The following is a 26,774-nucleotide window of genomic DNA, read 5'->3' on the forward strand; positions in this document are numbered from 1 at the left end:
GATCGAGATGGATCTTCGTATCGGCGGAAAGCGCGCGCTGGTGCTTGCCTCATCCAAGGGGCTCGGCCATGGAATCGCCGTGGCACTGGCCCGCGAAGGCGTGAACGTCCTGCTCTGTGGTCGCAACGGCGAAAGGCTTGACGGTAATTGCAAAGCCATCAATGCCGAAGGCAAGGGCCGTGCCGACTGGATCTGGGCCGATCTTAACGACAAGAACTTCGTTGAGGTCGTCACCAAGGCTGTGACCGACAAGCTCGGCGGCATCGACATTCTCGTCAACAATAGCGGCGGCCCGACGCCCGGAACGACAGAGGATATGACCGCCGACAAGCTGGAGATCTATTTCATCTCCATGGTGTCGCGGATCATCACGCTGACCAACGCCCTGCTGCCGGGCATGAAGGCGCAACGCTGGGGGCGCATCGTCACAGTCGCCTCCTCCGGCGTTATCGAACCCATTCCCAATCTTGCACTCTCCAACACGCTGCGCCCGGCACTGGTCGGATGGAGCAAGACGCTGGCAAGCGAGGTGGCGGCGCATGGCATCACGGTGAACATGCTTCTGCCTGGCAGTATCGCCACCGATCGATTGGCCGAGCTTGACACTGCCGCGGCCAAACGTGGGGGCCGGAGCCTGGAAGATGTCAGCGCCGAGCGTCAACAGCGCATTCCCGCCGGCCGCTATGGCCGTGTCGAGGAATTCGCTGCGACGGCCGCCTTCCTCTGCAGCGAACCGGCAAGCTACGTCACGGGAACGCTGGTCCGCTGCGACGGAGGAGCTGCGCGCTCCCTTTGAACTTGTGACGGACGAGCAGTTTGCAGGCCTCATAAAGGGCCTGACAACACAATTCCGTGAGCGGCGCGACGCCTCCTTGCACGCTGAAGCACGTCTTCGGAGTATAAATACTGCCTCAGGCTGTTTTTCCTGCCGAATATTACATAACGGCAATCAAAAAATAGTCATTCGACTGCTTGCTACGCTGCATAAACGAAACCTATTCCAAAGCTTTCCAAGCTTTAATTTTTCGCCCTGTAGAACTGTGGTAAATTGCACGGCATCAGCGTTCATGAATTCGCGTAAAAAGGGACAGAATTACCGAACGTTAGCGGCGACGGCGATGTGATGAATTGCGGCGAAACGCGTCTTTGTTGTGCGACGCAGTAGATACACCTCAACGTCCCCGCGCATCCTGCAACAAGCCCCGACCGGTTCTTTAAATATGAAAAAACTTTGGCTTCCCCTCGGCCTTCTCGTCGTCGCAGCCCTTGCAGCATGGAGCTACCGCGACCGTATTCCTTTCCTTTCCGCCTTTGTCGACCAAGCCTCCGCAGAAACCAAAGATGCCGGCAAGCCGGCGCAGGCCGGCGGCAAGCGTCAGGCCGGCCCAATCGCGGTAAAGACCGTTGCCGCCGTCAAAACTACGCTCCCCATGGACGTTCCCGCGACCGGCTGGGTCGTGCCGATCGATTCAACGACGATCGCCGCGCAGGAAGCCGGGCTGATCACGCAGATCGCCGTAAAAGATGGCGTGACAGTCAAAGCCGGCGACCTGATCGCAAAGCTCGATCCGCGCACGGCACAGGCTGCCGTCAACAAGGACCAGGCGAACATTACGAAAGACCAGGCAAACCTTGCCCAAGCGGAGACCGCGCTGACCCGTGCCAATAGCTTGCTTACGAACAGCGCCGGCACTCAGGCGACGGCCGATGAAGCACGTGCGACCCGCGACGCCGCCATTGCCACGCTCAGCGCGGACCAGGCACAGCTTGCCTCGGATCAGGTCCTGCTCGGAAATACCGACATACGGGCACCCTATGATGGCCGGCTTGGCGATGTTCAATTGAGCCTGGGGGCTTATGTCAGCGCCGGCACGCCAATCGTGACGATCAGCAAATATGATCCGGCATACATCAAGTTCACCATGCAGGAAAACAATCTGCGCGAACTGCAGGAACAGCTGGCCGCGGGCCCTGTCCACGTCACCACCGTTCCCCGCTCTGCGCAGGGCAAGCCTCGCACCGGAACGATCACCTTTTACGACAACACAGTCGACCAGGCTTCCGGAACGATCGCTGTGAAGGCAACCTTCGAAAACGCCAACGGTGCCTTGTGGCCGGGACGCTCCGAGAACGTCATGGTTCACTTCGCCGACAACGAGCAGCTCATCGTCGTGCCGACCGTTGCCGTCAGCCCGGGGCCGGACGGCTATATCGCCTTCGTGGTAAAGGACAACAAGGTCAAGATCACGCCGGTGACAATTGCTCGCGCCAATGGCGGCCGCACAGCCGTCGCCACAGGCCTTTCGGTGGGCGATCATGTCGTTGTCGAAGGCCAGTCGCAACTGAACAACGGCACCGAAGTCAAGGAACAGTTCAGCGACAATCCAAACGAGAAGGTCGCTTCGGCCGATGATGGAAAAACCGAAACCATCGCAGTTGGAGCGCAACAATGATCCCGACCTTCTGTATCCAGCGTCCGGTCGCGACCACGCTTCTCGCGATCGGCGTGGTGCTTGCTGGTCTCGCCGGCTATCAGCTCATCCCCGTCGCAGCAGTGCCGCAGGTGGATTTCCCGACGATCAACGTTTCGGCCCAGCTGACGGGCGCATCACCACAGACGATGGCGACATCGGTCGCCACGCCGCTGATCAAGCAGTTCGAGACGATCCCCGGCATCAGCGAAATTTCTTCGACAAACTCGCTTGGCAATACCAGCATCGTGCTGCAGTTCAATCTCGACCGCGACATCGACGCCGCCGCCGGTGACGTGCAGGCGGCGATTTCGACCGCGCAAAGAAAACTTCCCAACAACCTGACCACCCCGCCAAGCTACCGGAAGACCAACCCGGCCGACGCGCCTGTCATGCTGATCGCCGTACAAAGCGACACTTTGCAACGCAGCAAGCTCGACGATATCGCCGAGAACATCATCTCTCCATCGATCTCGACACTGCCTGGCGTCGCTGAAGTGACGGTGAACGGGGCGCAGACCTACGCGGTGCGCATCGACGTCGATCCGAACAAGCTTCTGGATCGCGGCATCGGTATCGACACAGTCAATACAGCCGTCGTCAACGCCAATAACCAGGTCCCGGTCGGCACGCTGCAAGACTCGGCGCAGAGCATGACGATCAATGCGGATACGCAGCGCGTCAACGCCGACCAGTTTCGCACGCTTGTGATTGCCAATCCCAATGGCAAGCCAATTCACCTCGGCGACGTCGCCGACGTGCAGGACAGCGTGGAAAACCAGAATATCGGTAGCTGGTATGATGGCCAGCGAGCGATCATTCTGGCTATTCAACGCCAGCCCGATGCCAACACCGTCGACGTCGTCGATGCCGTCAACAAGACACTGCCGAAGCTGCAGGCCGAAATGCCGGCTTCCGTCAAAATGACCGTTATGAACGACTCGGCCCAGCCAATCCGCGAGGCCATCTCGGACGTCAAGTTCACCTTGCTGCTGACCATCGGCCTCGTCGTTCTCGTCATCTACCTGTTCACAGGCCACGTGACGGCAACGATTATCCCCGGCCTCGCCGTGCCTCTTTCGCTGATATCAACTTTCGGCATGATGTATGTGCTCGGCTATAGCGTCGACAATATCTCGCTGCTCGGATTGACGATCGCGGTGGGCCTCGTGGTGGACGACGCCATCGTCATGCTGGAGAACATTCTACGGCACATGGAAGAAGGCATGCCTGTGTGGCAGGCGGCCATCCAGGGCGCGGCAGAAGTCAGCTATACGATTATCTCCATGTCGGTCTCGCTCATCGCCGTGTTCATCCCTATCCTGCTGATGGGCGGCGTCGTTGGTCGTATCTTCAATGAATTCGGGATGGTCGTGGCAATCGCCATCGTATCGTCCGCGGTGGTCTCGCTGACCGTCACGCCGATGCTCGGTTCGCGTCTCTCCAACGCCCACAGCCATCCCCCGCTGCCGGTGCGCCTCTTCAACAAGGGCTTCAACTGGACCGAGGTCAACTACGGCAAGGGCGTGGAATGGTGTATTCGCCATCGCTACATCGTGCTTGGAAGCTTCCTTGCTTCGGTCGCACTCTCGGCCTATCTCTTCCTGACCCTGCCAGCCAGCTTCTTCCCGCAGGAAGACATCGGACGGCTGCAGATTTCAACGCGCGCCCGCCAGGATATTTCCTTTCCGGCGATGCGTGACCTGCAGAACCAGGCCGCTGCGGCGATCAAGGCGAACCCTGCCGTCGAGCACGTGATGTCGGTTGTCGGCGCCAGCGCGCGTCAGACACTCAACAACGGTACGATCTATGCCCAGTTGAAGGACAAGAAGGATCGCGAACCGCTTGACCAGACGCTGCGCGAACTGCGCGCCGCCGTTGCCAAAATCCCAGGCATTCAGATCTTCATCAATCCTCAGCAAAGCCTTCGCTTCGGCGGACGCCAGACCGCCAGCCAATATCAGCTCGTCATCCAGGCCCTCAACGCTGATCTGACCAACGAGTGGGCCAACAAGATGCTGCAGGAGATGCGAAAGGATCCACGCTTTACCGACGTGACCACCGACGCGCAGTACAACGCATTGCAGGCCAACATCGTCGTCGATATGGAGAAGGCCGCCGCCTACGGCATCAACAACAACCTGCTGCGCACCACGCTTGAGGAGGCCTTCAGCGACTACGCCGCCGCCCAGATTCAGTCGACCGGCGACAGCTATGACGTGATCATCGAATATGATGCGAACCAGCCTTGGGACGACCAGAAACTGTCGCGCATCCATGTGACGTCTTCGAAGGGCGAGCAGGTTCCATTGTCCGCCTTCGCGCACATCGTGCGCAACACCGGTCCAGTGACCATCAACCAGACCGGTCAGCTCGTCTCGACCACGGTATCCTTCAACCTGCCGGCTGGCGAAGCGCTTGGCGACGCCACCGCACAGATCGAGCAGATCAAGAAGGATATCAACATGCCGGCGGACGTTTTCACGTCCTACGGCGGTACGGCTCAGATCTTCCAGCAGTCGCAGGGCAGCACGCCCTATCTGATCCTGGCTGCAGTGCTGACGATCTATGTGGTTCTCGGCGTTCTCTACGAGAGCTTCATCCACCCGCTGACCATTCTCTCCGGTTTGCCGGCCGCCGCTCTCGGCGCCCTGCTCGCCCTGAAGCTCTTCGGCTTCGATCTGTCGATCATCGCGCTCATCGGCTTGCTGATGCTGATCGGTATCGTCAAGAAAAACGCGATCATGATGATCGACGTGGCGCTGGAAACGCTGCGCTCGAGTACTGGCATGTCGCCGGCGGAAGCGATCCACGAGGCCTGCGTACGCCGTTTCCGGCCGATCATGATGACCACTTTCTGCGCCCTGCTCGGCGCCCTACCGATCGCGGTCGGCAGCGGCGCAAGCTCGGAGCTGCGCCAGCCGCTCGGTATCGCTGTGGTAGGCGGCCTGGTGGTTTCGCAGCTTCTGACCTTGTTCATCACACCCGTCATCTTCCTGGAGATGAACCGCCTGAGCGACTTCCTCGGTCGTTTCGGCCGGCGCAAGCACGACGACCCGCACCAGAACGAACCGCCGACGGCGATTGCCGCGGAATGACAAAACGGGCGCCGAAAGGCGCCCATTCCTTTTCAAGCAAAGCGAAACGCATCGCCGGTGAAATACTGCCGGGGATGTCATAGCGAGTAAAAATAAAAGCACCCTTCCGGCTTGAACTTGAAGCTTAGCCATGTCATGACGCGCCCTCTTTGCGACAGGGCGCGTCAGCGTCTCACAGGGGCTCGGCCCCAATCCAGACAATTTCGACGGAAAGGAGTGCGGGCATGGCTCGGGCGCTTGGTTTCGACTTCGGCACGACGAACACGGTTCTGGCGATGGCCGATGGGTCCGCGACACAGTCGGTCGCCTTCCATAGTGCAGCCGGCACAACCGACAGCATGCGCACGGCGCTCTCCTTCATGAAAGATCCGGGATTGGGCGCGACCGCGCTCAAGGTGGAGGCCGGGCATGCGGCGATCCGGCAATTCATCGACAACCCCGGCGACTGTCGCTTCCTGCAGTCGATCAAAACCTTTGCGGCGAGCGCCCTCTTCCAGGGCACGCTGATCTTCGCCAAGCGGCACAGCTTCGAGGATCTGATGGAGATCTTCGTGCGCCGCCTGCGCGCCTACGCCGGAGAGGGATGGCCCGAAAATGTTTCGCGCATCGTCACCGGACGGCCGGTGCACTTTGCCGGCGCCAATCCGAACCCAGCCCTTGCGACGGAGCGCTACAACGCCGCTCTTGCACGGTTCGGCTTTCCCGAAATCCATTATGTCTATGAGCCGGTGGCGGCGGCCTTCTACTTCGCCCAGCATCTGGAGAAAGATGCGACCGTGCTGGTTGCCGACTTCGGCGGTGGTACGACCGACTATTCGCTGATCCGCTTCGAAACGCATGCCGGAAAGCTGACGGCCACCCCCATCGGCCACTCGGGCGTCGGTATCGCCGGCGATCATTTCGATTTCAGGATGATCGACAACATCGTCTCGCCTGCGATCGGCAAGGGCAGCTTCTTCAAGAGCTTCGACAAACTACTGGAAGTGCCGACCTCCTACTACGCCAATTTCGGGCGCTGGAACCAGCTTTCGATCTTCAAGACCTCGCGCGAATATGCCGATCTGAAGACACTCGTACGCAGCAGCCTGGAACCGGAAAAGCTGGAAACCTTCATCGAGCTCGTCGACCATGATGAGGGCTATCCGCTCTATCAGGCCGTATCGGCGACGAAGATGGCGCTTTCGCGCGAAGAAGAAGCCGAATTCAACTTCCCGCCGCTCGGCAAGGCCGGCCGCAAGCATGTTCGCCGGGCCGATTTCGAGAGCTGGATTGCCGACGACCTCGCCCGCATCGAGAGTGCGCTGGACGACGTTCTGACGACCACGAAGACGTTGCCCGATTCGATCGACAAGGTGTTTCTGACCGGCGGCACCTCTTTCGTGCCGGCAGTTCGGCGCATCTTCACGGAACGCTTCGGCCAGGAGCGTATCGAAACGGGTGGCGAACTGCTATCGATCGCCCACGGTCTTGCCCTGATCGGCGAGCGCGACGATATCGCTCAGTGGACGGCCTGACATAGCACCCGCCCCGCTCTTTCGTTCCTGTGTCGCTTTGGCTAGAGTTCGCTAATGATTTCCGCCAGCGACCTCACCCCGGCCGAACTTGCCGCGCTTCTGCATTTTCATGCGGATGCCGGTGTCGATTGGCTGCTGGAAGAACAACCGGTGGATCGGTTTGCCGAATTCGAGGCCATGCGTGCCGCCAGGGAAGGCGCGCGCGCCGCGCAGCCCCGCGCTGAAGCTTCGGCGCCTGCGACGCGGACGCAGCCGGAGCGTCGGCAGGCTGCAAAGCCGGCCGCACCTTCTGCCGCACCACCGCGCGCCGCGCCCGCCATTCCCGATGAGCAGGCTGTGGAACAGGCGCGGTTCGCCGCCGAAAGTGCACGCTCGCTCAGCGAATTAAAAACCGCGATCGAAGCCTTCAATGGCTGCAATCTCAAGAATAGCGCCCGCTCGACGATCTTTGCGAGCGGTACCGCGGAAGGCCGAATCATGGTGATCGGTCCGATGCCGAGCGCCGACGATGACAGGGAAGGCGCACCGTTTTCCGGCCGCGCCGGCCTGTTGCTGGACAAGATGCTGGCCGCCATCGGCCTGCAACGTGACGGGATTCTGCTCGCCAACGTCATTCCGTGGCGGCCGCCCGGCAACCGGGCGCCATCCGCGCCCGAAATCGAGATATGTCGTCCGTTCATAGAACGGCAGATCGCGCTCGCCGAGCCGAAGGCCTTGCTGCTGCTCGGCAATTTTACCGCCAGATACTTCTTCGGAGGGGGCGAGACCATTCACGGATTGCGCGGACAGTGGCGCGAATTAAGCATTCTTGGCCGGGCCGTGCCGGCAATCGCCAGTCTCCATCCGCAGGAACTGCTGACCGCACCGATCAACAAGCGCCTGGCTTGGAACGACCTGCTGGCCTTCAAACATTATATCGACGCCGAAATATTAGGCTGATTTTCGCCACAGTTAACGAAAAATGACGCTAGCCGTGCATTTTATGCATGGCAGTCTTCTGGCGTTGTGCATTGCGGAATCAATGTTGCGTTGCAATATAGAGTGGCGTCTTGGGAGGAATCGAAAGGAACCAAGGCCATGACTGCACGTTTGCGCCCTATTCACTGCGGGTTTGATACCCTACGCCGAGCCATCGAGCCCGTGCGCGCGATAAATGGACATCGCAATTTCGGCATCGCTGCCAATGAGCAGATGATCGCTCGAGGGACAGGTGTTTCGGCTCGCGTCAGCCGCCCGACGGCAATCTTCGCGGATTTCCGAACCTGCTGAACACAGGCGCCGCTGGCGCCGCAGCGTAGCGTTTGATTATCAGGAATTGTATCATGTCGTCCGGTTTTCGTTCACTCATCGCCTTATTCGATTCGGTCGGCCATATCGGCACCGCTGTGCGAGCTGCCGAGGAGTTTGAGCGCGCGCGCACCTTCCGCAAGGAGGAATGCCGCGAGACAGGTGCCGCGCGGGTATCGGCGAGCATCCCTCTTTGAAATTTCACGGATGGATCCGCATCCCGTTGGCTGCGGCCTAACGGCCAAGCCAGCGCCGACCTTTACTCGTCAATAGCGACAGCGGAGCGTCCCTGGGCCGATCGCGCCCAGGCAAAAGCCTCATCGATCGCGGCCAGCTTCACGGCTTGCCATCCGCAATATTCATCCAGAAAATTGCGCGACACCCACATACGAGTCTTGACCTCATCGTGCCAGCCAATATCCCCCCGCTCGGCCGACTTGCGCAACAGGCGCTGCAGATGGGTTCGCGATATCATGAAGTGGGCGGCCAGCGCCCGCGCATCCACGCGACCGATATCGATCCTGTCTCCCTCCTCGGTGAGATCCAGTTTCGATATGATGTGATCGACGACAAGGCCGCCGGCTTCCGTCCAAAGAAACAAGCCAATGCATTCGGGCGGTTCACGCCAGATTTCCATTTCCAGGCAATTGCGTGCCATGCGTGGCTGGGCAAGATCCATCAGTGCCGGTGAAGCGGCAAGAGCCGCAGCCCGCGCGCCATCGTCAAGCAGATCGAGTGCGGTCAGGTTGGCGAGATACCAACCGAACATCGCGGTGAAGCTCATCTCCGTCGGCACATAACGGCGCGGGCGGCGAACGGGGCCGGGAGCCAGTTCGAGGAAACGATAGGTCTGCAGCTCTTCGATGAAGCTCAAGACCGTATTGCGGCTGGCGACACGATACCGCGTGATGAGGTCTCGGAGCGCTACGACGGTCAACCCCGAGCCGGGAATGGCCGGGTCATGCTCAAGGTGAAGCGCATATGCCGTCTGTGTCAGAAGCCAGCGCTGATGCGAGGCGAGCATGCGCGCAATTCTCGGGCCATTGTCGTAACGGTTGCGCAGCGCCTCGGCAAGAAAGCGCAATGACGCAACGAATTTGGGATGGCGAGCAAGCTGCTCGATGGAAAAACTCAATCGGGCCTCCTTGGGGTGCCCATTTCAATCAGCGATAACAGGGATGTTTCATTTTTGTGAACAAATTCACCGGAATCGATCATAATTCCGACATCTAATAGCATGCTATAGTTATGCAACCGCGCTTATATCGCAAGAGGTTAAACAAATAATTTACTTTAAATTATTGTTTCCTCGACTGAACAGCGGCCTTTGCCCGTAATGCCGCCATGATGATCCGTCTGAATGCGCGGGAATTATAACATCAGTTTGCAAATTGCAGGCGGAAATTAGCGCTTGATCAAGCCGATATCCATTAAAGAGTTGCATTCAACCTAAAATGAAGACAGCCTGCCAAGCGAATACTTATTGTGCCATATCAAAACATATTGATGTCGCGACATGACTTTAACTTTGGTTCAGATTTCGATGTAATGATGCGACACCTCAGTCCGAGGGAGGCTTCGGACTGCACCCGCCATAGCTTAGCCTGATCAGGATAGACCATGCGAACAGACACCGGCCAGATCGTCAATCTGGCAGACTACCGTCCCACCGACTTCGTTCTGGAACGCGTGGACCTTACCTTCGATCTGCATCCAACCGAAACCAAGGTCGAAGCGCGGCTGATCTTCCACCGTCGCGAAGGCATCGATCCCAAGGCACCGCTCGTGCTCGATGGCGACGAACTGGTTCTGTCTGGGCTGCTGCTCGACCAGGGAGAACTTCCCGCCGAGCAATATGACGCCACGCCGGAGAGCCTCACCGTTCGCGATTTGCCGGAAAGCACGCCTTTCGAGCTGACGATCACGACCGTGATCAACCCGGAAGCCAATACGCAGCTGATGGGCCTCTACCGCACCGGCGGCATTTATTGCACGCAGTGCGAGGCCGAGGGCTTCCGTCGCATCACCTATTTCCCCGACCGGCCGGACGTTCTCGCGCCCTATACGGTCAATATCATCGCGGACAAGGCCGCCAATCCGCTGCTGCTGTCGAACGGCAATTTTCTCGGCGGCGCCGGCTATGGTGAAGGCAGGCATTTCGCCGCCTGGTTCGATCCGCATCCAAAGCCGAGCTATCTCTTCGCGCTCGTCGCCGGCGACCTCGGCGTTGTCGAAGATACGTTCACCACTCTTTCCGGCCGCGAAGTGGCGCTGAAGATCTATGTCGAACATGGCAAGGAGCCGCGTGCCGCCTATGCCATGGACGCGCTGAAGCGCTCGATGAAGTGGGACGAAGAGCGGTTCGGCCGCGAATACGATCTCGATATCTTCATGATCGTCGCCGTATCGGACTTCAACATGGGCGCGATGGAGAACAAGGGGCTCAACGTCTTCAACGACAAATACGTGCTCGCCGATCCCGAGACGGCGACCGATGCCGACTATGCCAATATCGAAGCCATCATCGCCCACGAATATTTCCATAATTGGACCGGCAACCGCATCACCTGCCGCGACTGGTTCCAGCTCTGCCTCAAGGAAGGCCTGACCGTCTATCGCGATCACGAATTCTCGGCCGACCAGCGCTCGCGTCCCGTCAAGCGCATCGCCGAAGTCCGTCATCTCAAGTCAGATCAGTTTCCGGAGGACAGCGGGCCGCTCGCCCATCCCGTTCGGCCAACGACATATCGTGAAATCAACAACTTCTATACGACGACCGTCTACGAGAAGGGCAGCGAAGTCACGCGCATGATCGCAACCCTGCTCGGCCGCGATCTCTTCAAGAAGGGTATGGACCTCTATTTCGATCGGCACGACGGACAGGCCGTCACGATCGAAGATTTCATCAAGTGCTTCGAGGATGTCAGCGGCCGCGATCTCGCGCAGTTTTCGTTGTGGTACCATCAGGCCGGGACGCCCCTTGTCACCGCATCCGGCGCCTATGATGCCGATGCCAAGACGTTCACTTTGTCGCTTGAGCAGATGGTGCCGGCAACGCCTGGTCAAACCGCCAAAAAGCCGATGCATATTCCGCTGCGCATGGGTCTGCTTGCCGAAGACGGCAGTCTCATCACACCAACATCCGTCATCGGTGCGGAGCTCACCGACGACGTGCTGCACCTGACGAAGCAGACGCAGACGGTGACGTTCCACGGCATTCCCTCGCGCCCGGTCCTGTCGCTCAATCGCAGCTTCTCGACGCCGATCAACCTGCAATTCAGCCAGGGCGCCCGCGATCTCGCGCTGATCGCCCGCTACGAGACCGATCATTTCGCCCGCTGGCAGGCGCTGACCGATCTCGGCTTGCCCAACCTCTTGCAGGCGGCGCGTGACGCACGCCAGGGCATCGATATCACCTGCGATTCAGCCTTCATCGATGCACTGCTTGCAGCGGCGGCCGACGAAAGCCTGGAGCCGGCATTCCGCGCGCAGGCGCTCGCGCTGCCGAGCGAGGCCGATATTGCCCGCGAACTCGGCGGCAACAACGATCCGGATGCCATTCACGCCGCGCGCCAGACAATCATCAAGCGGGTGGCCGAGGCCGGAAAACAGGTCTTCACCGCGCTTTATGATGAAATGCAGATGTCGGGCGCCTTCACGCCCGATGCAGCAAGCGCCGGCCGCCGCGCCTTGCGCAATGCGGCGCTGGGCTATCTGTCGCAGCTGGACGAGACGCCAGCGAGAGCGAAAGCCGCCTATGATGCCGCCAACAATATGACCGATCTCAGTGCGGCGCTCACCATTCTGGCGCAGCGCTTCCCGGATACGGCAGAGACGGCGGCCGCGCTTGCGCATTTCCGCGACCGCTTCGCAGACAACGCGCTCGTCATCGACAAGTGGTTCGCCATTCAGGCCGCAATCCCCGGCGCGGGCGCGCTGGAGCGCATTCGGCTGCTGATGGAGACGCCGCTGTTCAAGCACACCAATCCGAACCGCGTCCGCGCGCTGGTCGGTACCTTCGCCTTCGCAAACCCCACGGGTTTCGGCCGGGCCGACGGCGCCGGATACCATTTCCTGGCCGACGAAATTCTCGAGATCGATCCGCGCAATCCACAGCTCGCCGCGCGCATCCTGACATCGATGCGCTCCTGGCGGCTGCTGGAGCCGGTGCGTGCCGACCATGCCCGCTCGGCACTGATGCGGATCGAACGCTCGAACAGCCTTTCGACCGACGTGCGCGACATCGTGGACCGCATCCTGAAGGAGTGACTGCGACCTCCCCGCATACCGATCTCAAAGGCTGATTTGCATCGGCCTTTTCATCTCAAACGAGTCCCGCATCTGCGCAACTTACCGCTGCGTGTGCAAAATATATCGAAATCGCAGCTGGTTAAGAAAGTTTTACCACACCCTCTGGACAAGCCGAATCACGAGTGATTCATTAAGGCAGATTCGGGCGAGCGGCGCAGCGAATCACACGAGGGACAAGGCTAAAGCAATGGTGGACGTGCGGCGGGCAACCGCGGCCGATGGACGGCTGCGTGTTAATTTCGACGGTCTGAAATCCTGGCATAGCGGCGTTACCGATCGAACCGGAGTGCGTGTGGAGGCGATTTCGCGTCACTTCCCGCAGACGGAACATATTCTCAAGCGCATCATTCCGGTCCTCATCGTTTCCTTCCTGATGGTCGTTGCCGCCTCGCATTTCTTCGGCATGGTGACCGAACATAGTCGGATGGCGGCGTCTGCCCGCCGCACGACTTCGCTTTCCATCGCCGCCGCATCCGCCGCCTTTTCGAACGATGCCAGCCTGTTCCAGGCCGGCGACCGCAGCAGCGCGGAGCGGAAGCTGGCCACCTTTTTACCGCAGGATCGATTGGATACCGGCGCATTCGTGCTGCTCGTACAGTCGAGCGGACGGGTGTTCGGCTCGTCGGCCGCCGGCTCGAGCTATATCGGCATGCTGATCTCCGACTTCTTTCCTGAGGTATCGGCCATCCGCAATTTCGGCGACCATGCCGGCGTGATCGAAACCATGATTGGCGGCGAGCCCTATTATGCGGCGATTTCCCTGATCGGCGACAAGGGCGATTTCATTCTGTCGGCCGCATCGATGGATCAGATCGACAAGCTCTGGCGCGACGAACTCACGCTCAACGTCACGCTCTTTGCCGGCATCTCCTCCATCCTGCTCGTCATTCTCTATGCCTATTACACCCAGGTGAAGCGGGCCCGGGATGCGGATGAAATCTTCCTCGAATCGAACCTGCGCGTCGAGACGGCGCTTTCGCGCGGCCGCTGCGGTCTTTGGGATTTCGATTTCACCAGCCGGAAGTTCTTCTGGTCGCGCTCGATGTACGACATGCTCGGGCTACCAGCCGCCGACAAGCCGCTCGCCTTTACGGACGCGGCGCGGCTGATGCATCCGGATGACAATAGCCTTCATATGCTCGCCCGCTCCGTGACCCGCGGCAATGCCGGCCAGGTGGATCAAATCCTGCGCATCCGCCACGCCAAGGGGCATTATGTCTGGATGCGCGCCCGCGCCCAGGTGATCCGCACCAACTCCGGCCGCGTGCACATGATCGGCATCGCCATGGACGTGACGGAACAGCACCGGCTGGCTCAGCGCTATGCCGAAGCCGATCAGAGACTGGCCGATGCCATCGAATGCACGTCCGAAGCCTTCGTGCTGTGGGACAAGAACGACCGCCTCGTCATGTGCAACGCGCATTTCCAGCAGGCTTACGGCCTGCCCGACAATGTGCTCGTGCCCGGTACCGAGCGCGCTGTCGTCAATGCCGCGGCAGCGCGGCCGGTCATCGAGCGGCGCATCGTCGATCCCGGGCGCATCAGCCATTCGCAGACGACGGAAGTGCAGCTGGCCGATGAGCGCTGGCTGCAGATCAACGAGCGTCGCACCCGTGACGGCGGCCTCGTCTCCGTCGGTACTGATATCACGCAGCTGAAGCGCAATCAGGAGCGCCTTCGCGAGTCCGAGCGCCGGCTGATGGCGACGATCAACGATCTCTCCGCTTCGCGGCAGATCCTGGAACGGCAGAAGGCCGAGCTTTCGACCGCCAATGCCAACTATCTTGCGGAAAAAGAACGCGCCGAAGCGGCCAACAGGGCCAAATCGGAATTCCTCGCCAACATGTCGCATGAACTGCGCACGCCGCTCAACGCCATCCTCGGCTTCTCGGAGATCCTGCAGGACCAGATGTTCGGTCCGCTCGGCTCCGCCCGCTACAACGAATATGCCAAGGATATCCACGACAGCGGCAAGCATCTGCTTAACGTCATCAACGACATTCTCGACATGTCCAAGATCGAGGCCGGGCATATGAAGCTCTCTTGCGAGCAGATCAATCTGGCGCCGCTCATCGAGGAGTGCCTGCGTTTCACCCGCATCCCGGCCGCTCAGAAGAACATCCTCGTCGAGCAGAGCATTTCCTCGGAGATCAAGCTGAGTGCCGACCGCCGGGCAATGAAGCAGATCGTCCTCAATCTGCTCTCCAACGCCGTGAAATTCACCAATGACGGAGGCCGTATCGCGGTTCGCACGCGCAAGGTCGAAGATGCTGTCATGCTTGTCATCGCCGATACGGGCATCGGCATTCCGAAATCGGCCTTGAGCAAGATCGGCCAACCTTTTGAACAGGTGCAGAGCCAATATGCCAAGAGCAAGGGAGGCTCAGGGCTTGGGCTTGCCATTTCGAGATCGCTGACCGCGCTGCATCATGGCCGCATGCGCATCCGCTCCCGCGAGGGCATCGGCACGGTCATTGCGATCCGTATCCCGGATCAGCGCTAAAGCGCGTCGCGATCTTTCAGATTCGCTTCCGGCGCTTTACGTCCTTGATTTTGCGCATGTCGTTGTCGCAAACCGCTGCGCACTTTTGCGCGACATGCTTCAGCTTCCAACGGTTGCCTGAAATACCTTCCGCACCGTCTTCGACAACCGCTTCAGCTCCGCTTCCAAGGCGCGGATATCGGGGCAGTCGCCGGCACGGCAGACCAGCTCGACCAGTCCCGAAGGCGCGTTCTGTGGATCGAACGAGCCGTCGATGCAGAGCCGGATGAGCTGCGACAGTTCCGTATAGAGATGTAAAGCTTCCAGGCAGACATCGAGATCATTGCGATTCATCAGGCTGGCGCCCAACAGTTTCAACGCTTCCGCCGTGCTGAGACCGTTCGCGTCGATGCCGACGCCATGCTCGGGTGCGATCAGCCGCAAATATTGCGCTGTGAATTCGATATCGATCAGGCCGCCGGGGATCAGCTTCAGGTCCCAGATGCTTTCGGGCGGCTTTTCCTGCTCGATCAGGCCGCGCATCTCGCGAACATCCCTGGCGATCTTGGCCGCATCTCTCTTTGCCGAGAGAACTTCGCCGATGATGCGCTCGGCATCGTTCACCAACGCCTCATCCCCGTCGATCAGGCGTGCCCGCGAAAGCGCCATATGCTCCCAGGTCCAGGCCTCCGTCCGCTGATATTTCTCGAAGGAGTTGATGCGCGTGGCGACGGGCCCCTTGTTTCCGGAAGGGCGCAGGCGCATGTCCACCTCGTAGAGGATGCCTTCGGCGGTCGGCGCCGAGAGAGCAGCAATCAGACGCTGGGTAATGCGTGTGAAATAACGCAGGGCGTCGAGTGGCTTCGGTCCCGTCGATTCACCGGCCGCCTCGTCGTAGTCATAGAGCAGGATGATGTCGATGTCGGACCCCGCCGTCAGCTCGAAACTGCCGAGCTTGCCCATGCCGACGACAGCGATGCGACCGCCGGGATATTCGCCATGCGCCGCGCGGATTTCCTTCATCACGGCATCCAGCGCCGCTTCGACAATCAGATCGGCAAGGTAGGTGAAGGCTCGGGCCGCCATCTGCCCACCGATCGCGCCCGTCAGCAGGCGGATGCCGATCAGGAAACGCTGTTCGGATGCGAAGATGCGCAGGCGGTCCAACACCTCCTCATAATGTCTTGCCGGCGCCAGGAAGCTGCTGATGCGCTCGGCCAGGTAATCGCGCGTCGGCAATTCGGCCATGAGGCCGGGGTCCAGCATGCCGTCGAAGACATGCGGCTTGGCCGCGATGATCTCGGCAAGACGCGGCGCCGAGGACATGATGTTGACGATGAGGGAAAGCAGCGCCGGATTGGTGCTGAGCAGCGAGAAGAGCTGGATGCCCGCCGGCAGGCCGGAAATGAAACTGTCGAAGCGCAACAGCGCCTCGTCGGCACGCTTGCTTTCGCCGAAGACACGCAACAGCTCGGGCGTCAGCTCCGTCAGCCGCTCGCGCGCTTCCACCGATTGGGTCGCGCGATATCGGCCATAGTGCCAGGTGCGGATCACATTGGCGATGTCGGATGGCCTTTCAAAGCCGAGGCGACGAAGCGTCTCCAGCGTGTCGGGATCGTCGCCCTGGCCGGTGAAAACCAGGTTGCCCGTTCCGGACGACAGCTTCGTTTCCTGCTCGAACAGGCGCGCATAACGCCGCTCGACCGTTTTCAGCGTCGTCACCAGAGCCTCGGAGAAGGCCGTCACGTCGGCAAAACCCATCATGAAGACGATGCGCCGGAGCTCGGCATCGGTCTCTGGCAGCAGATGCGTCTGCTCGTCGCGCACCATCTGGATGCGATGTTCGACATTGCGCAGGAACCAGTAAGCCGATGTCAGCTCATCGCGGGTTTCCGCGTCGATCCATTTCGCCTCGGTCAATTCGGCGAGCGTTTGCTCCGTCGATCGGCAACGTAATGCCGGCATGCGGCCGCCGGCAATGAGCTGCTGCGTTTGCACGAAGAACTCGATCTCGCGAATGCCACCGCGGCCAAGCTTGACGTTGTGGCCTTTGACGGCGATCGCTCCGTGGCCCTTGTGCACATGGATCTGTCGCTTGATCGAATGAATGTCTGATATCGCCGCATAGTCCAGATATTTGCGGAAGACGAAGGGCACGAGATCGCGAATGAAAGCCTGGCCGGCGGCGATATCGCCAGCAACCGGACGCGCCTTGATGAAGGCCGCGCGCTCCCAGTTCTGCCCCCTGCCCTCGTAATAGATCATCGCCGCGTCCACAGGGATCGCCAGCGGTGTGGAGCCTGGATCGGGACGCAGGCGAAGATCGGTGCGGAACACATAACCATCCGCCGTGCGCTCCTGCAGAATGCGCACCAGCCGCCGCATCAGCCGCGGGAAGATATCGATGGCGTCATCCGGATCGGGCACGATGCCCGCCGTCTCGTCGAAGAAGACGACCAGATCGATGTCAGATGAGTAATTCAGCTCCTCGGCGCCGAGCTTGCCCATGCCGAGCACGATCAGCCCCGATTTCTGGCTCGGCGATGCGGGATCGGGGAGCGAAATCTTGCCGGCTTCGTGCGACGACAGCAGCAGATGATCGATCGCCGCCGAGATGGAAGCTTCGGCAAGTCTGCTCAGCCAAAGGGTTGTCGCCTTGCCATTGTAGATACCGGCGAGATCGGCGAGCGCGATCAGAAAGGCGGCGCGGCGCTTGACGATGCGCAGGCGGCTCATCACCTCGGATTCCGAAGATGAAGGGCTAGCCTCCTCAGCCGGCAACCAAGCGCGGCGGGCCTCTCCCACAAGTGCTTCGACCTGAGGCGATAGCGGCCTTTCGATAGCAGCCACGAGGAGCGACGGTTCGAGATTGGCGATCTCGCGCAGATGAGGAGACAGGGTGAACGCAGCGACGATAAAATCCCGCAATGCGCTCTCCTCGGCGAGCAAGGCGGCGACGGCAGGCTCTGTCCCGCCGATCTGCTTGAGATCGGCAAGTGCTGACTTCGTCTCGGTCTGGTTCAAAGGCCGCAACCGCCCAGACGGAACATCCCGCAGCAAATCGCTTTGCGTCGTCGTCATGCAGCTCTCCCCAACAGCAAGCGGATAGAGCATGATGCCGAAAAGTGTCAGGGGATTTCGGACAACATCATGCTCTGCTTTTTTTATGCTAGAGCGGATCCAGATTTTAGGTCGTTTCGACCTAAAATCGCCCGGCTCCACTGCAGGATTAACCTATTGTTTCTGCATGGGGAAGATCATGGTGACCGTTAATCCCTTGGCATCGGGATTGTCAGGATCGGTATCGGAAAGCTCCAGCCGGCCGCCATGCAGCTCCATGACCGCCTCGACCAGAGCGAGGCCAAGACCGGTTCCCGGCTTGGAACGGCTTTCGTCCAGGCGGAAGAAACGCTTGACCACATCAGCGCGCTGATGGACGGGAATACCAGGCCCATGGTCTGCGACGGCGAGCGTCACCGCATCGGGCGTGCGTGCCAGCCTGAAGGTTATCGCCTGCTTGCCGTTGCAGCCCGAAGCGTATTTGAGGGCATTGTCGATGAGGTTGAAAAGCGCCTGGCCGATCAGCTCGCGATTGCCCTGCACCTCGACATCGGGCTCGATATCCGCCGTCAGCGCCAGGCCAGCCTCTTCGGCAACCGGCTCATAGAGTTCGGCCGTATCGGCGACGATGGAGGAAAGATCGACATCGGTCATTTCAGCGGCCACCGATCCCGCCTCGACGCGGGAAATCATCAGGAGTGCATTGAAGGTGCGGATCAGCTGATCGGACTCGCCGATGATGCCCTCAAGAGCGACGCGACGACCCTCGCTATCGGCATTGTCGAGCGCATCGGCGGCCTTGTTGCGCAGGCGCGTGAGCGGGGTCTTGAGATCATGCGCGATATTGTCGGAGACCTGTCGCAACCCTTCGTTCAGTTTCTCGATGCGCTCGAGCATCGCATTCAGCGATTCCGACATGCGGTCGAACTCATCGCCGGAGCCGCCGACCGGCAGGCGCTGGGAAAGGTCGCCAGCCATGATCTTGCGGCTGGCGTCCGTCATCCGGTCGATGCGCTTCAGCGCGTTGCGGCCGATACCGAACCAGATGACCAGCGCACCGAGACCCATGATCGCAAGTGCCAGCATCAGCGCCTGGCGCACCAGCACACGGAAGCGCTCCGGCTCGCCGAGATCGCGGCCGATCAGGATGCGCAAGCCATTGTCGAGGATGAAGATATTGGCGATCGCAAGATGGCGCCGCTCCGGATCGTTGGAAGCATCCGTATAGCGCTCGTAGACGAAAGGCAGCTCCGTCCAGCCGGCCTGGCCGAGCACGCCGGGCTGCACGGAAGCGACGTTGCCAGCCAGGATATCGCCCGAAGGACCGGCAATGACATAGAGATTAGCTCCCGGCTGGCGCGCGCGGCGCTCCATGGTGCGCAGAAGCAGGTTCAGACCGCCGATGTCGTAGGCACGCTTGACCTGATTGACTTCCTGCTGGACTGCATCGCGGATCTGCCCCGTCAACAGCCGCTCGGACATGGCCGTGACATAGAAGACCAGCGTCGCGGCACAGAGAGAAAAAAGCAGGATGTAGAGGGCGGAAAGGCGGACTGCGGTGGACTTGAAGAGGACGCGGAAGCGACTCATCCCTCGTCCTTGATCATGTATCCGGCGCCACGGATCGTCTTCAGCAGCGGCTGACTGAAATCCTTCTCGATCTTGGAGCGCAGGCGCGAAACATGGACGTCGATGACGTTCGTCTGCGGATCGAAATGATAATCCCAGACATTCTCGAGCAGCATGGTGCGGGTGACGACCTGGCCGGCATTCTTCATCAGATATTCCAACAGGCGGAATTCGCGCGGCTGCAGCAGGATTTCCTTGCCGCCGCGGCGCACCTCATGCGAAAGCCGGTCCAGTTCCAGATCGCCGACGCGATAAAGGACATCCTGCTCCGGCGTTCCCTTGCGGCGGCCAAGCACTTCGACGCGCGCCAGAAGTTCGCTGAAGGCGTAGGGCTTCGGCAGATAATCGTCACCGCCCGCGCGCAGGCCCGTGACGCGATCGTCGACTTGGCCGAGCGCGGAAAGGATCAGAACCGGCGTATGCACACCCTTGCGGCGCAGCTCGCTGATAACGGACAATCCGTCGCGGCGCGGCAGCATGCGGTCAATGATGGCGACATCGTAAGTGTTCTCGGTGGCCATGAAGAGACCACTCTCCCCATCGCTTGCGTGATCGGCAATGATGCCGGCCTCGCGAAACGCCTTGGTGAGATAGGCCGCCGCCTCGAGATCGTCTTCGATGATGAGAATCTTCATGTGGGCGACATTACCCGCCGAGGGTGTCTCGGCACAACCAGAATCGGAAGAATTCATGGCGTGTTGGCCAGTGGTTGTCATCTTGCACCTACCTTGGAACCAGCCTTATTGAACGTCCTGGAGCGGTTCAGTTTTTCACGGAATCTCGCAACCGCCCTATCGCTTTGTTTTCGCGCCATTCCAGGAAAACCGCTCAGCACTTTTCCTGGAATGGCTCTAAAGAAGAAGCCGCGCGAGCCGTGGCCTGCGCGGCTTCCTGAATGCATTCACACGCTGAAGGGATCAGCCGGCGTTGATCGGCAGAGCAACGAAGCGGCTGCCGTCACCAGACTGGATCTGGAACAGGGCGCGTGTGCGACCGTCCTTCTTTGCCTGTTCGATGACCTTGACGATGTCGCCGGCGCTCGAGACCTGCTGGTTGTTGACCGAGGTGATCTTCTCGCCTTCCTTCACGCCCTTGTCGGCGGCATCGGAATCGGGATCGACGCCGGTGATCGCGACGCCCTTGCCATCATCGGACGGGCCGACGGTGAGGCCGAGATCCGCGAGCGCTTTTTCAGAGGACGGCTGCTGCGGCTGGCTCGGCTGCGAGTCATCGCTGGAGGCCTGGTTCTGATCGGCCGGCAGCGTGCCGAGCTCGACCGTGACCGACTGCGACTTGCCAGCGCGCCAGATCGAAACGTCGACCTTGGAGCCCGGCTGCATCGCACCGATACGGCGAGCGAGATCGCGCGGATCCTTGACCGGCTCGCCATTGACGGCGGTGACGACGTCGCCATTCTTGATGCCGGCCTTCTGGCCCGGCGAACCATCCTGCGGGGAGACCACGAGGGCACCGCTCGCTTCGGAAAGGCCGAGGGATTCGGCGATATCCTTGGTGACGGGCTGGATCTGTACGCCGAGCCAGCCGCGCGAAACCGTGCCGGTCTTGATCAAGTCGGCGACGACATCCTTGGCGGTCGTCGCCGGAATTGCGAAGGCGATGCCGACACTGCCGCCCGACTGCGAGAAGATGGCGGTGTTGATGCCGACCACCTGGCCGTTGAGGTTGAAGGTCGGGCCACCGGAGTTGCCCTTGTTCACCGGTGCATCGATCTGGATGTAATCGTCATAGGGACCGGAATGAATGTCGCGGCCGCGCGCCGATACGATACCCGCGGTGACGGTGCCGCCGAGGCCGAACGGATTGCCGACGGCAACGACCCAATCACCGACGCGGACCTTGGCGTCGTCCGCCCAGCCGACATAGGTGAACTTCTTGCCCTTGGGATCGACCTTCAGGACCGCGAGATCGGTGCGGCTATCCTTGCCGACGAGCTTGGCGTCAAGCTCGGTGCCGTCATTGAGAACGACGACGAAGGCGGCGCCATCGGAAACGACGTGGTTGTTGGTGACGATATAGCCATCTTCCGAGACGAAGAAGCCCGATCCTTGAGCGACCGGACGCAGATGGCCCTTGTCATCGGAATTCTTCTGCTGGTTCTGACCACGCTGGCCGCGGCCCTGCTGCTGCTCGAACTGGCGGAAGAACTTCTTCAGCGGGTGATCATCCGGAAGGTCATCGAAGCCACGGCCGAGACCGAAGGAGTCGTCTTCATCCGCGGCCGCATTGACGCGGGATTCGACGCGAACCGAGACGACGGCCGGCGACACGGCATCGACCACATTGGCGAAGCTCGGAACCTGCGGCGCCTGAACATTGACGGCATCGGCATAGGAACGGCTGACTTCGGCCGGAACACCCGTGGCCAGAGCAGCAACAGCGAGGCCGGCGACGACCGAGGCCTTCATAGCGGTGCTGCGGGACAGGCTGTCCTTGATATTCCTGAACATATGCAAGTTACCTTTTCTTTTCTCGTCGGATTTGCGCCGGCGAAACCGGCTTTGGTTCGTAGTGATAAGTATAGGGCGCGACACCTTACGGCGAACTGTCCGCCCCATGAAAAATTCGTAATGTAAAGAAGTGGTGGCAATGAGGTGAAGGAATCACGGGAGGTGAAGAATGACGGCGACGTCACTTTTCCAGGATCTCGTTCAATTGCGCCTCTTCCTCGTCGCTCAGAGGCTTGCCGGTGGGCTTGCCGGCGCGACGGCGCGCATAGACGACCAAGGCCAATCCGCCGACAATGAAGAGCAGGATCGGCGCGCCCCAGAGTATATAGGTCTTTTCGCTCAAGCGCGGCTTGAGCAGCACGAACTCGCCGTAGCGGGAAACGATGTAGTCGAGCACCTGCCGATCCGTATCGCCGCCGGCAAGGCGCTTGCGCACCAGCAGGCGCAGGTCGCGGGCAAGATCGGCATTGGAATCATCGATGGACTGGTTCTGGCAGACCATGCAGCGCAGTTCGGCCGAAATCGTGCGCGCCCGCGCCTCCAGAGCCGGATCGGACAGAACCTCATCGGGATTGACGGCGAAGGCGGGGGCTGCGGCAAAGAGCAATGCCAGCAGCATAAGCAGGCGGGCGAACACCGCTACCTTCTTCCCCGCCCCGCTATTCTTGACGCGGAATACCCCCTCATCCGCCCTTCGGGCACCTTCTCCCCGAGGGGAGAAGGAAAAACCGCCGCAGTCTTGGTTGACCAGCCTTTGTTCGATACCGGCATCACAGCGACAATCTCCCCTTCTCCCCTCGGGGAGAAGGGGCCCCGCAGGGGCGGATGAGGGGGTGACAATCAAACCTGTCATTCGGCCGGCTCCATGACAGGGCGAACCGGTTTCGCCTTGCGGCTCGGTGCACCGACGCGCAGGCGGCGGTCGCTGAGCGACACGAAGCCGCCGATCGCCATGACGAGCGCGCCCAACCAGATGCAGAGAATGAAGGGTTTCCACCAGATACGCACGACCATGCCGCCATCCTTGCTGGCATCGCCGACCGATACATAAAGCTGGCTGAGCCCAATGGTCAGAATGCCGGACTCCGTGGTGGCCGCACGGCTTGCAGTAAAGACGCGCTTGGCGGAGGACATTTCCGCAAAGGCAACCCCGCCACGGCTGACGGTGAAGCGGGCACGATCCTCGGTAAAATTGGGACCGACACCGGGCTGCACGCCTTCGAAGCGAAGGCTGTAGCCGCCGAGCTCGGCGGTCTCGCCCGGTTTCATGCTGGTGATGTTTTCGCCCTCGAAGGTCGTCACCGCAATGATGCCAAGCACGGAGACACCGAGTCCCGCATGAGCCAGCGCGGTGCCGAAAGCCGAACGCGGCAGCCCGCTGAAGCGCCGCCAGGCCACATTCGCAGCCACCTTGCCGACGCCGGCGCGATACCAGAGATCGGCCAAGGCGCCGAAGATCAGGAAAAAGCCGGCGGCAAGGCCGAGGACGGCTAGGACCGGGCCGCCATGCCTGATGTAAAACAGAACCAGTCCGGCGATGAAGGCCAATCCTGCCACGACATAGAGCCGCTGCAATGCGCCGAGCAGGTCGCCGCGCTTCCAGGCCAGCAAGGGGCCGAACGGCACGGCAATGAGGATCGGCGTCATCAGCAATCCGAATGTCATATTGAAGAAGGGCGGACCGACAGAGATCTTGTCGCCAGTCAGCGTTTCGAGCGCCAGCGGATAGAGCGTGCCCGTCAGCACCGTACCGCAGGCGACCGTCAGGACGAGGTTGTTCAGCACCAGTGCGCCCTCGCGCGAGATCGGGGCGAACAATCCGCCGGCGGCAAGTTTCGGCGCCCGGAAAGCGAAGAGCGACAAGGCCCCGCCGATGAAGATCAGCAGAATGCAGAGAATGAAAATGCCGCGCGTCGGATCGCTGGCGAAGGAATGGACCGAGGTCAGCACGCCGGACCGCACGAGGAAGGTGCCGAGGAGCGACAGCGAGAAGGTGAGGATCGCCAGCAGCACGGTCCAGATCTTCAGGGCGTCGCGCTTTTCCATGACCAGCGCCGAATGCAGCAGCGCCGTGCCGGCAAGCCAGGGCATGAAAGAGGCGTTTTCCACCGGATCCCAGAACCACCAACCGCCCCAGCCGAGCTCGTAATAGGCCCAATAGGAGCCCATGGCGATGCCGAGCGTCAGGAAGCTCCAGGCAGCGAGCGTCCAGGGGCGGACCCAGCGCGCCCAGGCGGCGTCGATGCGGCCTTCCAGCAATGCCGCGACGGCGAAAGAGAAGCAGACGGAAAAGCCGACGTAGCCGAGATAGAGCAAGGGTGGATGGATCGCCAGACCGATATCCTGCAGCACTGGATTGAGATCCTTTCCCTCCGCCGGTGCCGGATTGAGCCGAATGAAGGGATTGGAGGTGAGCAGGATGAACACCAGAAAGGCCGAGGAGATCCACGATTGCACGGCGAGCACATTGGCGCGCAGCACATCGGGCAGATTGCGCCCGAACAGGGCAACGAACGCGCTGAACAGCGCCAGGATCAGCAGCCAGAGCATCATCGATCCCTCGTGATTGCCCCAGACGCCGGAGATCTTGAAGATCAGCGGCATCAGCGAATGGGAGTTGGCCCAGACATTGAGCACCGAGAAATCGGAGGCGACATAGGCGTAGGTCAGTACGCCGAAGGAAAAAGCGACCAGCAGGAACATGAGGATCGCGCCGACCGGGGCGATATCCATCATCGACACGTCGCCGCGCTTGGCGCCGATCACAGGAAGGATGGAGACGATGAGCGCCGTCGCAAGCGCCAGCACGAGAGCATAATGTCCGAGCTCGATGATCATCGGGTGGCCTCCTCGCCCTTCCAGACGCCATCGGCCTTCAGCTTATCGGCGACCTGCTTCGGCATATAGCGCTCATCATGCTTGGCGAGCACGCTATCGGCGACGAAAACGTCGCTGCCCGGCTCGAACTTGCCTTCGGTGACGACGCCCTGCCCTTCGCGGAAGAGATCCGGCAGAATGCCGTCATACTTGACCTTGATCGTGTCGGTGCCGTCGGTGACCGAGAACTGCACTTGCGTACCTTGACCGCGCACGATCGATCCCTCGCCGACAAGCCCGCCGAGGCGGATCAGCGTCCCGGCATTGACCGGTGTCTTGGCGAGATCCGTCGGCATATAGAAATAGGCGACCGACTGGCTGAAGGCGAACAGCACGAGCAGCACGGCGGCGGCGATGAAGCCCATGCCGCCGGCAATCACAGCAAGACGTTTCTGCTTGCGGGTCATTGCTGCGTCTCCTCCGTCGGCAATCCCAATTCCTTCGCCAGCGCCAGAAGCTGCTGGCCTTCCCCTCCATCGGCCGGAAAGGCCGCGAGACCGCGCTTCAATGCATCCGCCGCGCGCTCGCGATCATTCAGCACCGCATAGGAGCGGATGAGCCGCATCCAGCCCTCGAAATTCTTCGGATCCTCCTTGAGCTTCGCATCGAGACTATCGACCATGCCGCGGATCATCTGCTGACGATCGCCGCTGCTGAGCGCGTTCGCCGCGGCGACGTCCTCCGCCGTCGGATTGCCGGGTGCATTGCCGTTGGCGGATGCCATCGCCTGGCCGCCATTCTTGATGATATGCTCATTGACCGCGGCAAGCCAGGGTGCGTCGGGCGGCGATTGTTTCGCCAATGCCTCAAAGGCGGTCTTCGCATCGGCCGCCTTGCCTTCCTGCTCCAGCGCCAGCGCCAGATAGAACAGCGTGCGCGGATTGGCGGCATCGAGCGCCAGCGATTGCTGCAGCACGCCGCGCGCCTCCGCCGTCACAATGCCATTGGCCTTGACGACCAGCACCTCGCCCAGATCGCCGAGGCGAGATGCACTAGGCCCCTCCAGGCGAATGAGGTTGCGATAGGCAAGCTCGGCATCGCCGATGCGATTGGTCTTGAAATAGATCGGCGCCAGGACCTCCCAGCCCTTGGCGTCATCCGGGTTCTTGGCCAGATGCTGCTCGATCTTGACGATCGAGATGGCGAGATCGTTTCCGGGCTTCTCGAGCCGTGCTTCCAGCGGCTGCGCCGGCAGGCCGGGATCGCCATTGACGAGATAGAGACAGAGACCTACAGCCGGAAGAAGGACGATGATGAAGGCCTGGGCAAGGCGATAGCTGCCACGGGCAGGCGATTTCGCTATCGTCTTCTCATCCTTGGCAACAGCGATGAGACGCCGTCCGATTTCGGCGCGGGCATAGCCGGCCTCCTGCGCGGAGATGAGGCCGCCGGCAAGGTCCCGGTCCAGTTCGCTGAGCTGATCGCGATAGACTTCGGCCTCTCCGGAACGACGGTCCTCCGCCTCCTTCGCACCACGCAGAAGGGGATAGAGGAGCACAGCGCCGACAACCGCCGTAAGAACGGCCACGAGAATCCAGAACAGCATAGACGCCCAATACTTTAACGGGGCGCTTATT

General features: G+C 60.8%; 18 protein-coding genes. 9 read left to right on the plus strand and 9 right to left on the minus strand.

The window, feature by feature from the left end:
* The first annotated feature begins 7 nt into the window (after positions 1–7).
* The 7 genes from FHT84_RS16095 (at position 8) to FHT84_RS16120 (ending at position 8,567) form a co-directional block, all read left to right on the plus strand.
* Positions 8–796, plus strand: coding sequence for an SDR family oxidoreductase (locus FHT84_RS16095; RefSeq protein ID WP_113250739.1), 789 nt, complete (start codon positions 8–10; stop codon positions 794–796).
* A 424-nt stretch (positions 797–1,220) separates the two neighbouring features.
* Complete coding sequence (locus tag FHT84_RS16100) at positions 1,221–2,453, plus strand: efflux RND transporter periplasmic adaptor subunit (protein WP_113250740.1); 1,233 nt, start codon at positions 1,221–1,223, stop codon at positions 2,451–2,453.
* The gene (locus FHT84_RS16105) at positions 2,450–5,569 is read left to right on the plus strand and encodes an efflux RND transporter permease subunit (RefSeq protein WP_113250741.1); all 3,120 of its coding nucleotides are present in this window, start codon (positions 2,450–2,452) and stop codon (positions 5,567–5,569) included. The genes FHT84_RS16100 and FHT84_RS16105 overlap by 4 nt, the downstream gene beginning before the upstream one ends.
* A 224-nt stretch (positions 5,570–5,793) precedes the next feature.
* Positions 5,794–7,083: an Hsp70 family protein gene (locus FHT84_RS16110; protein WP_113250742.1), complete on the plus strand. Its 1,290-nt coding sequence runs from the start codon at positions 5,794–5,796 to the stop codon at positions 7,081–7,083.
* Between the two features lie 54 nt (positions 7,084–7,137).
* The gene (locus FHT84_RS16115) at positions 7,138–8,022 is read left to right on the plus strand and encodes a uracil-DNA glycosylase (RefSeq protein ID WP_113250743.1); all 885 of its coding nucleotides are present in this window, start codon (positions 7,138–7,140) and stop codon (positions 8,020–8,022) included.
* Positions 8,023–8,160: 138 nt separating this feature from the next.
* Positions 8,161–8,352, plus strand: a complete 192-nt coding sequence (locus FHT84_RS31450) for a hypothetical protein (RefSeq protein WP_112342541.1) — start codon at positions 8,161–8,163, stop codon at positions 8,350–8,352.
* Positions 8,353–8,405: 53 nt separating this feature from the next.
* Positions 8,406–8,567, plus strand: a complete 162-nt coding sequence (locus FHT84_RS16120; RefSeq protein ID WP_169644814.1) for a hypothetical protein — start codon at positions 8,406–8,408, stop codon at positions 8,565–8,567.
* Between the two features lie 62 nt (positions 8,568–8,629).
* Here the strand turns inward: FHT84_RS16120 and FHT84_RS16125 are convergent, their stop codons facing one another.
* Positions 8,630–9,505, minus strand: a complete 876-nt coding sequence (locus FHT84_RS16125) for a hypothetical protein (protein ID WP_112342540.1) — start codon at positions 9,503–9,505, stop codon at positions 8,630–8,632.
* A 485-nt stretch (positions 9,506–9,990) separates the two neighbouring features.
* On the opposite strand from FHT84_RS16125, the gene pepN reads away from it, so the two are divergent.
* Positions 9,991–12,639, plus strand: coding sequence for an aminopeptidase N (pepN, locus tag FHT84_RS16130; RefSeq protein ID WP_183762976.1), 2,649 nt, complete (start codon positions 9,991–9,993; stop codon positions 12,637–12,639).
* Positions 12,640–12,868: 229 nt separating this feature from the next.
* Positions 12,869–15,184, plus strand: coding sequence for a PAS domain-containing sensor histidine kinase (locus tag FHT84_RS16135; RefSeq protein WP_112342538.1), 2,316 nt, complete (start codon positions 12,869–12,871; stop codon positions 15,182–15,184).
* A gap of 99 nt (positions 15,185–15,283) precedes the next feature.
* On the opposite strand, the gene FHT84_RS16140 is transcribed toward FHT84_RS16135, so the two are convergent.
* From FHT84_RS16140 to ccmI, 8 genes are all read right to left on the minus strand, one after another.
* Entirely contained in the window at positions 15,284–18,244 is a 2,961-nt protein-coding gene (locus tag FHT84_RS16140; RefSeq protein ID WP_183762973.1) for a bifunctional [glutamine synthetase] adenylyltransferase/[glutamine synthetase]-adenylyl-L-tyrosine phosphorylase, read from the minus strand.
* Between the two features lie 153 nt (positions 18,245–18,397).
* A complete protein-coding gene (locus FHT84_RS16145) occupies positions 18,398–19,813 on the minus strand; it encodes an ATP-binding protein (protein ID WP_112342535.1) in 1,416 nt (471 codons plus the stop codon).
* Positions 19,810–20,544, minus strand: coding sequence for a response regulator transcription factor (locus FHT84_RS16150; protein ID WP_210209424.1), 735 nt, complete (start codon positions 20,542–20,544; stop codon positions 19,810–19,812). Before FHT84_RS16150 ends, FHT84_RS16145 begins: the two co-directional genes overlap by 4 nt.
* A gap of 225 nt (positions 20,545–20,769) precedes the next feature.
* Complete coding sequence (locus FHT84_RS16155) at positions 20,770–22,320, minus strand: Do family serine endopeptidase (RefSeq protein WP_112342533.1); 1,551 nt, start codon at positions 22,318–22,320, stop codon at positions 20,770–20,772.
* A 181-nt stretch (positions 22,321–22,501) separates the two neighbouring features.
* Positions 22,502–22,957: a cytochrome c-type biogenesis protein gene (locus FHT84_RS16160; protein WP_112342532.1), complete on the minus strand. Its 456-nt coding sequence runs from the start codon at positions 22,955–22,957 to the stop codon at positions 22,502–22,504.
* Between the two features lie 212 nt (positions 22,958–23,169).
* Complete coding sequence (locus FHT84_RS16165) at positions 23,170–25,158, minus strand: heme lyase CcmF/NrfE family subunit (RefSeq protein ID WP_113251796.1); 1,989 nt, start codon at positions 25,156–25,158, stop codon at positions 23,170–23,172.
* Positions 25,155–25,604, minus strand: coding sequence for a cytochrome c maturation protein CcmE (gene ccmE, locus FHT84_RS16170; RefSeq protein WP_112342530.1), 450 nt, complete (start codon positions 25,602–25,604; stop codon positions 25,155–25,157). Before ccmE ends, FHT84_RS16165 begins: the two co-directional genes overlap by 4 nt.
* The gene (gene ccmI / locus FHT84_RS16175) at positions 25,601–26,743 is read right to left on the minus strand and encodes a c-type cytochrome biogenesis protein CcmI (RefSeq protein WP_112342529.1); all 1,143 of its coding nucleotides are present in this window, start codon (positions 26,741–26,743) and stop codon (positions 25,601–25,603) included. The genes ccmE and ccmI overlap by 4 nt, the downstream gene beginning before the upstream one ends.
* Positions 26,744–26,774: the final 31 nt, after the last annotated feature.

Origin of the sequence: Rhizobium sp. BK289 (assembly GCF_014193575.1) — a bacterium.
GTDB lineage: Bacteria > Pseudomonadota > Alphaproteobacteria > Rhizobiales > Rhizobiaceae > Rhizobium > Rhizobium tropici_C.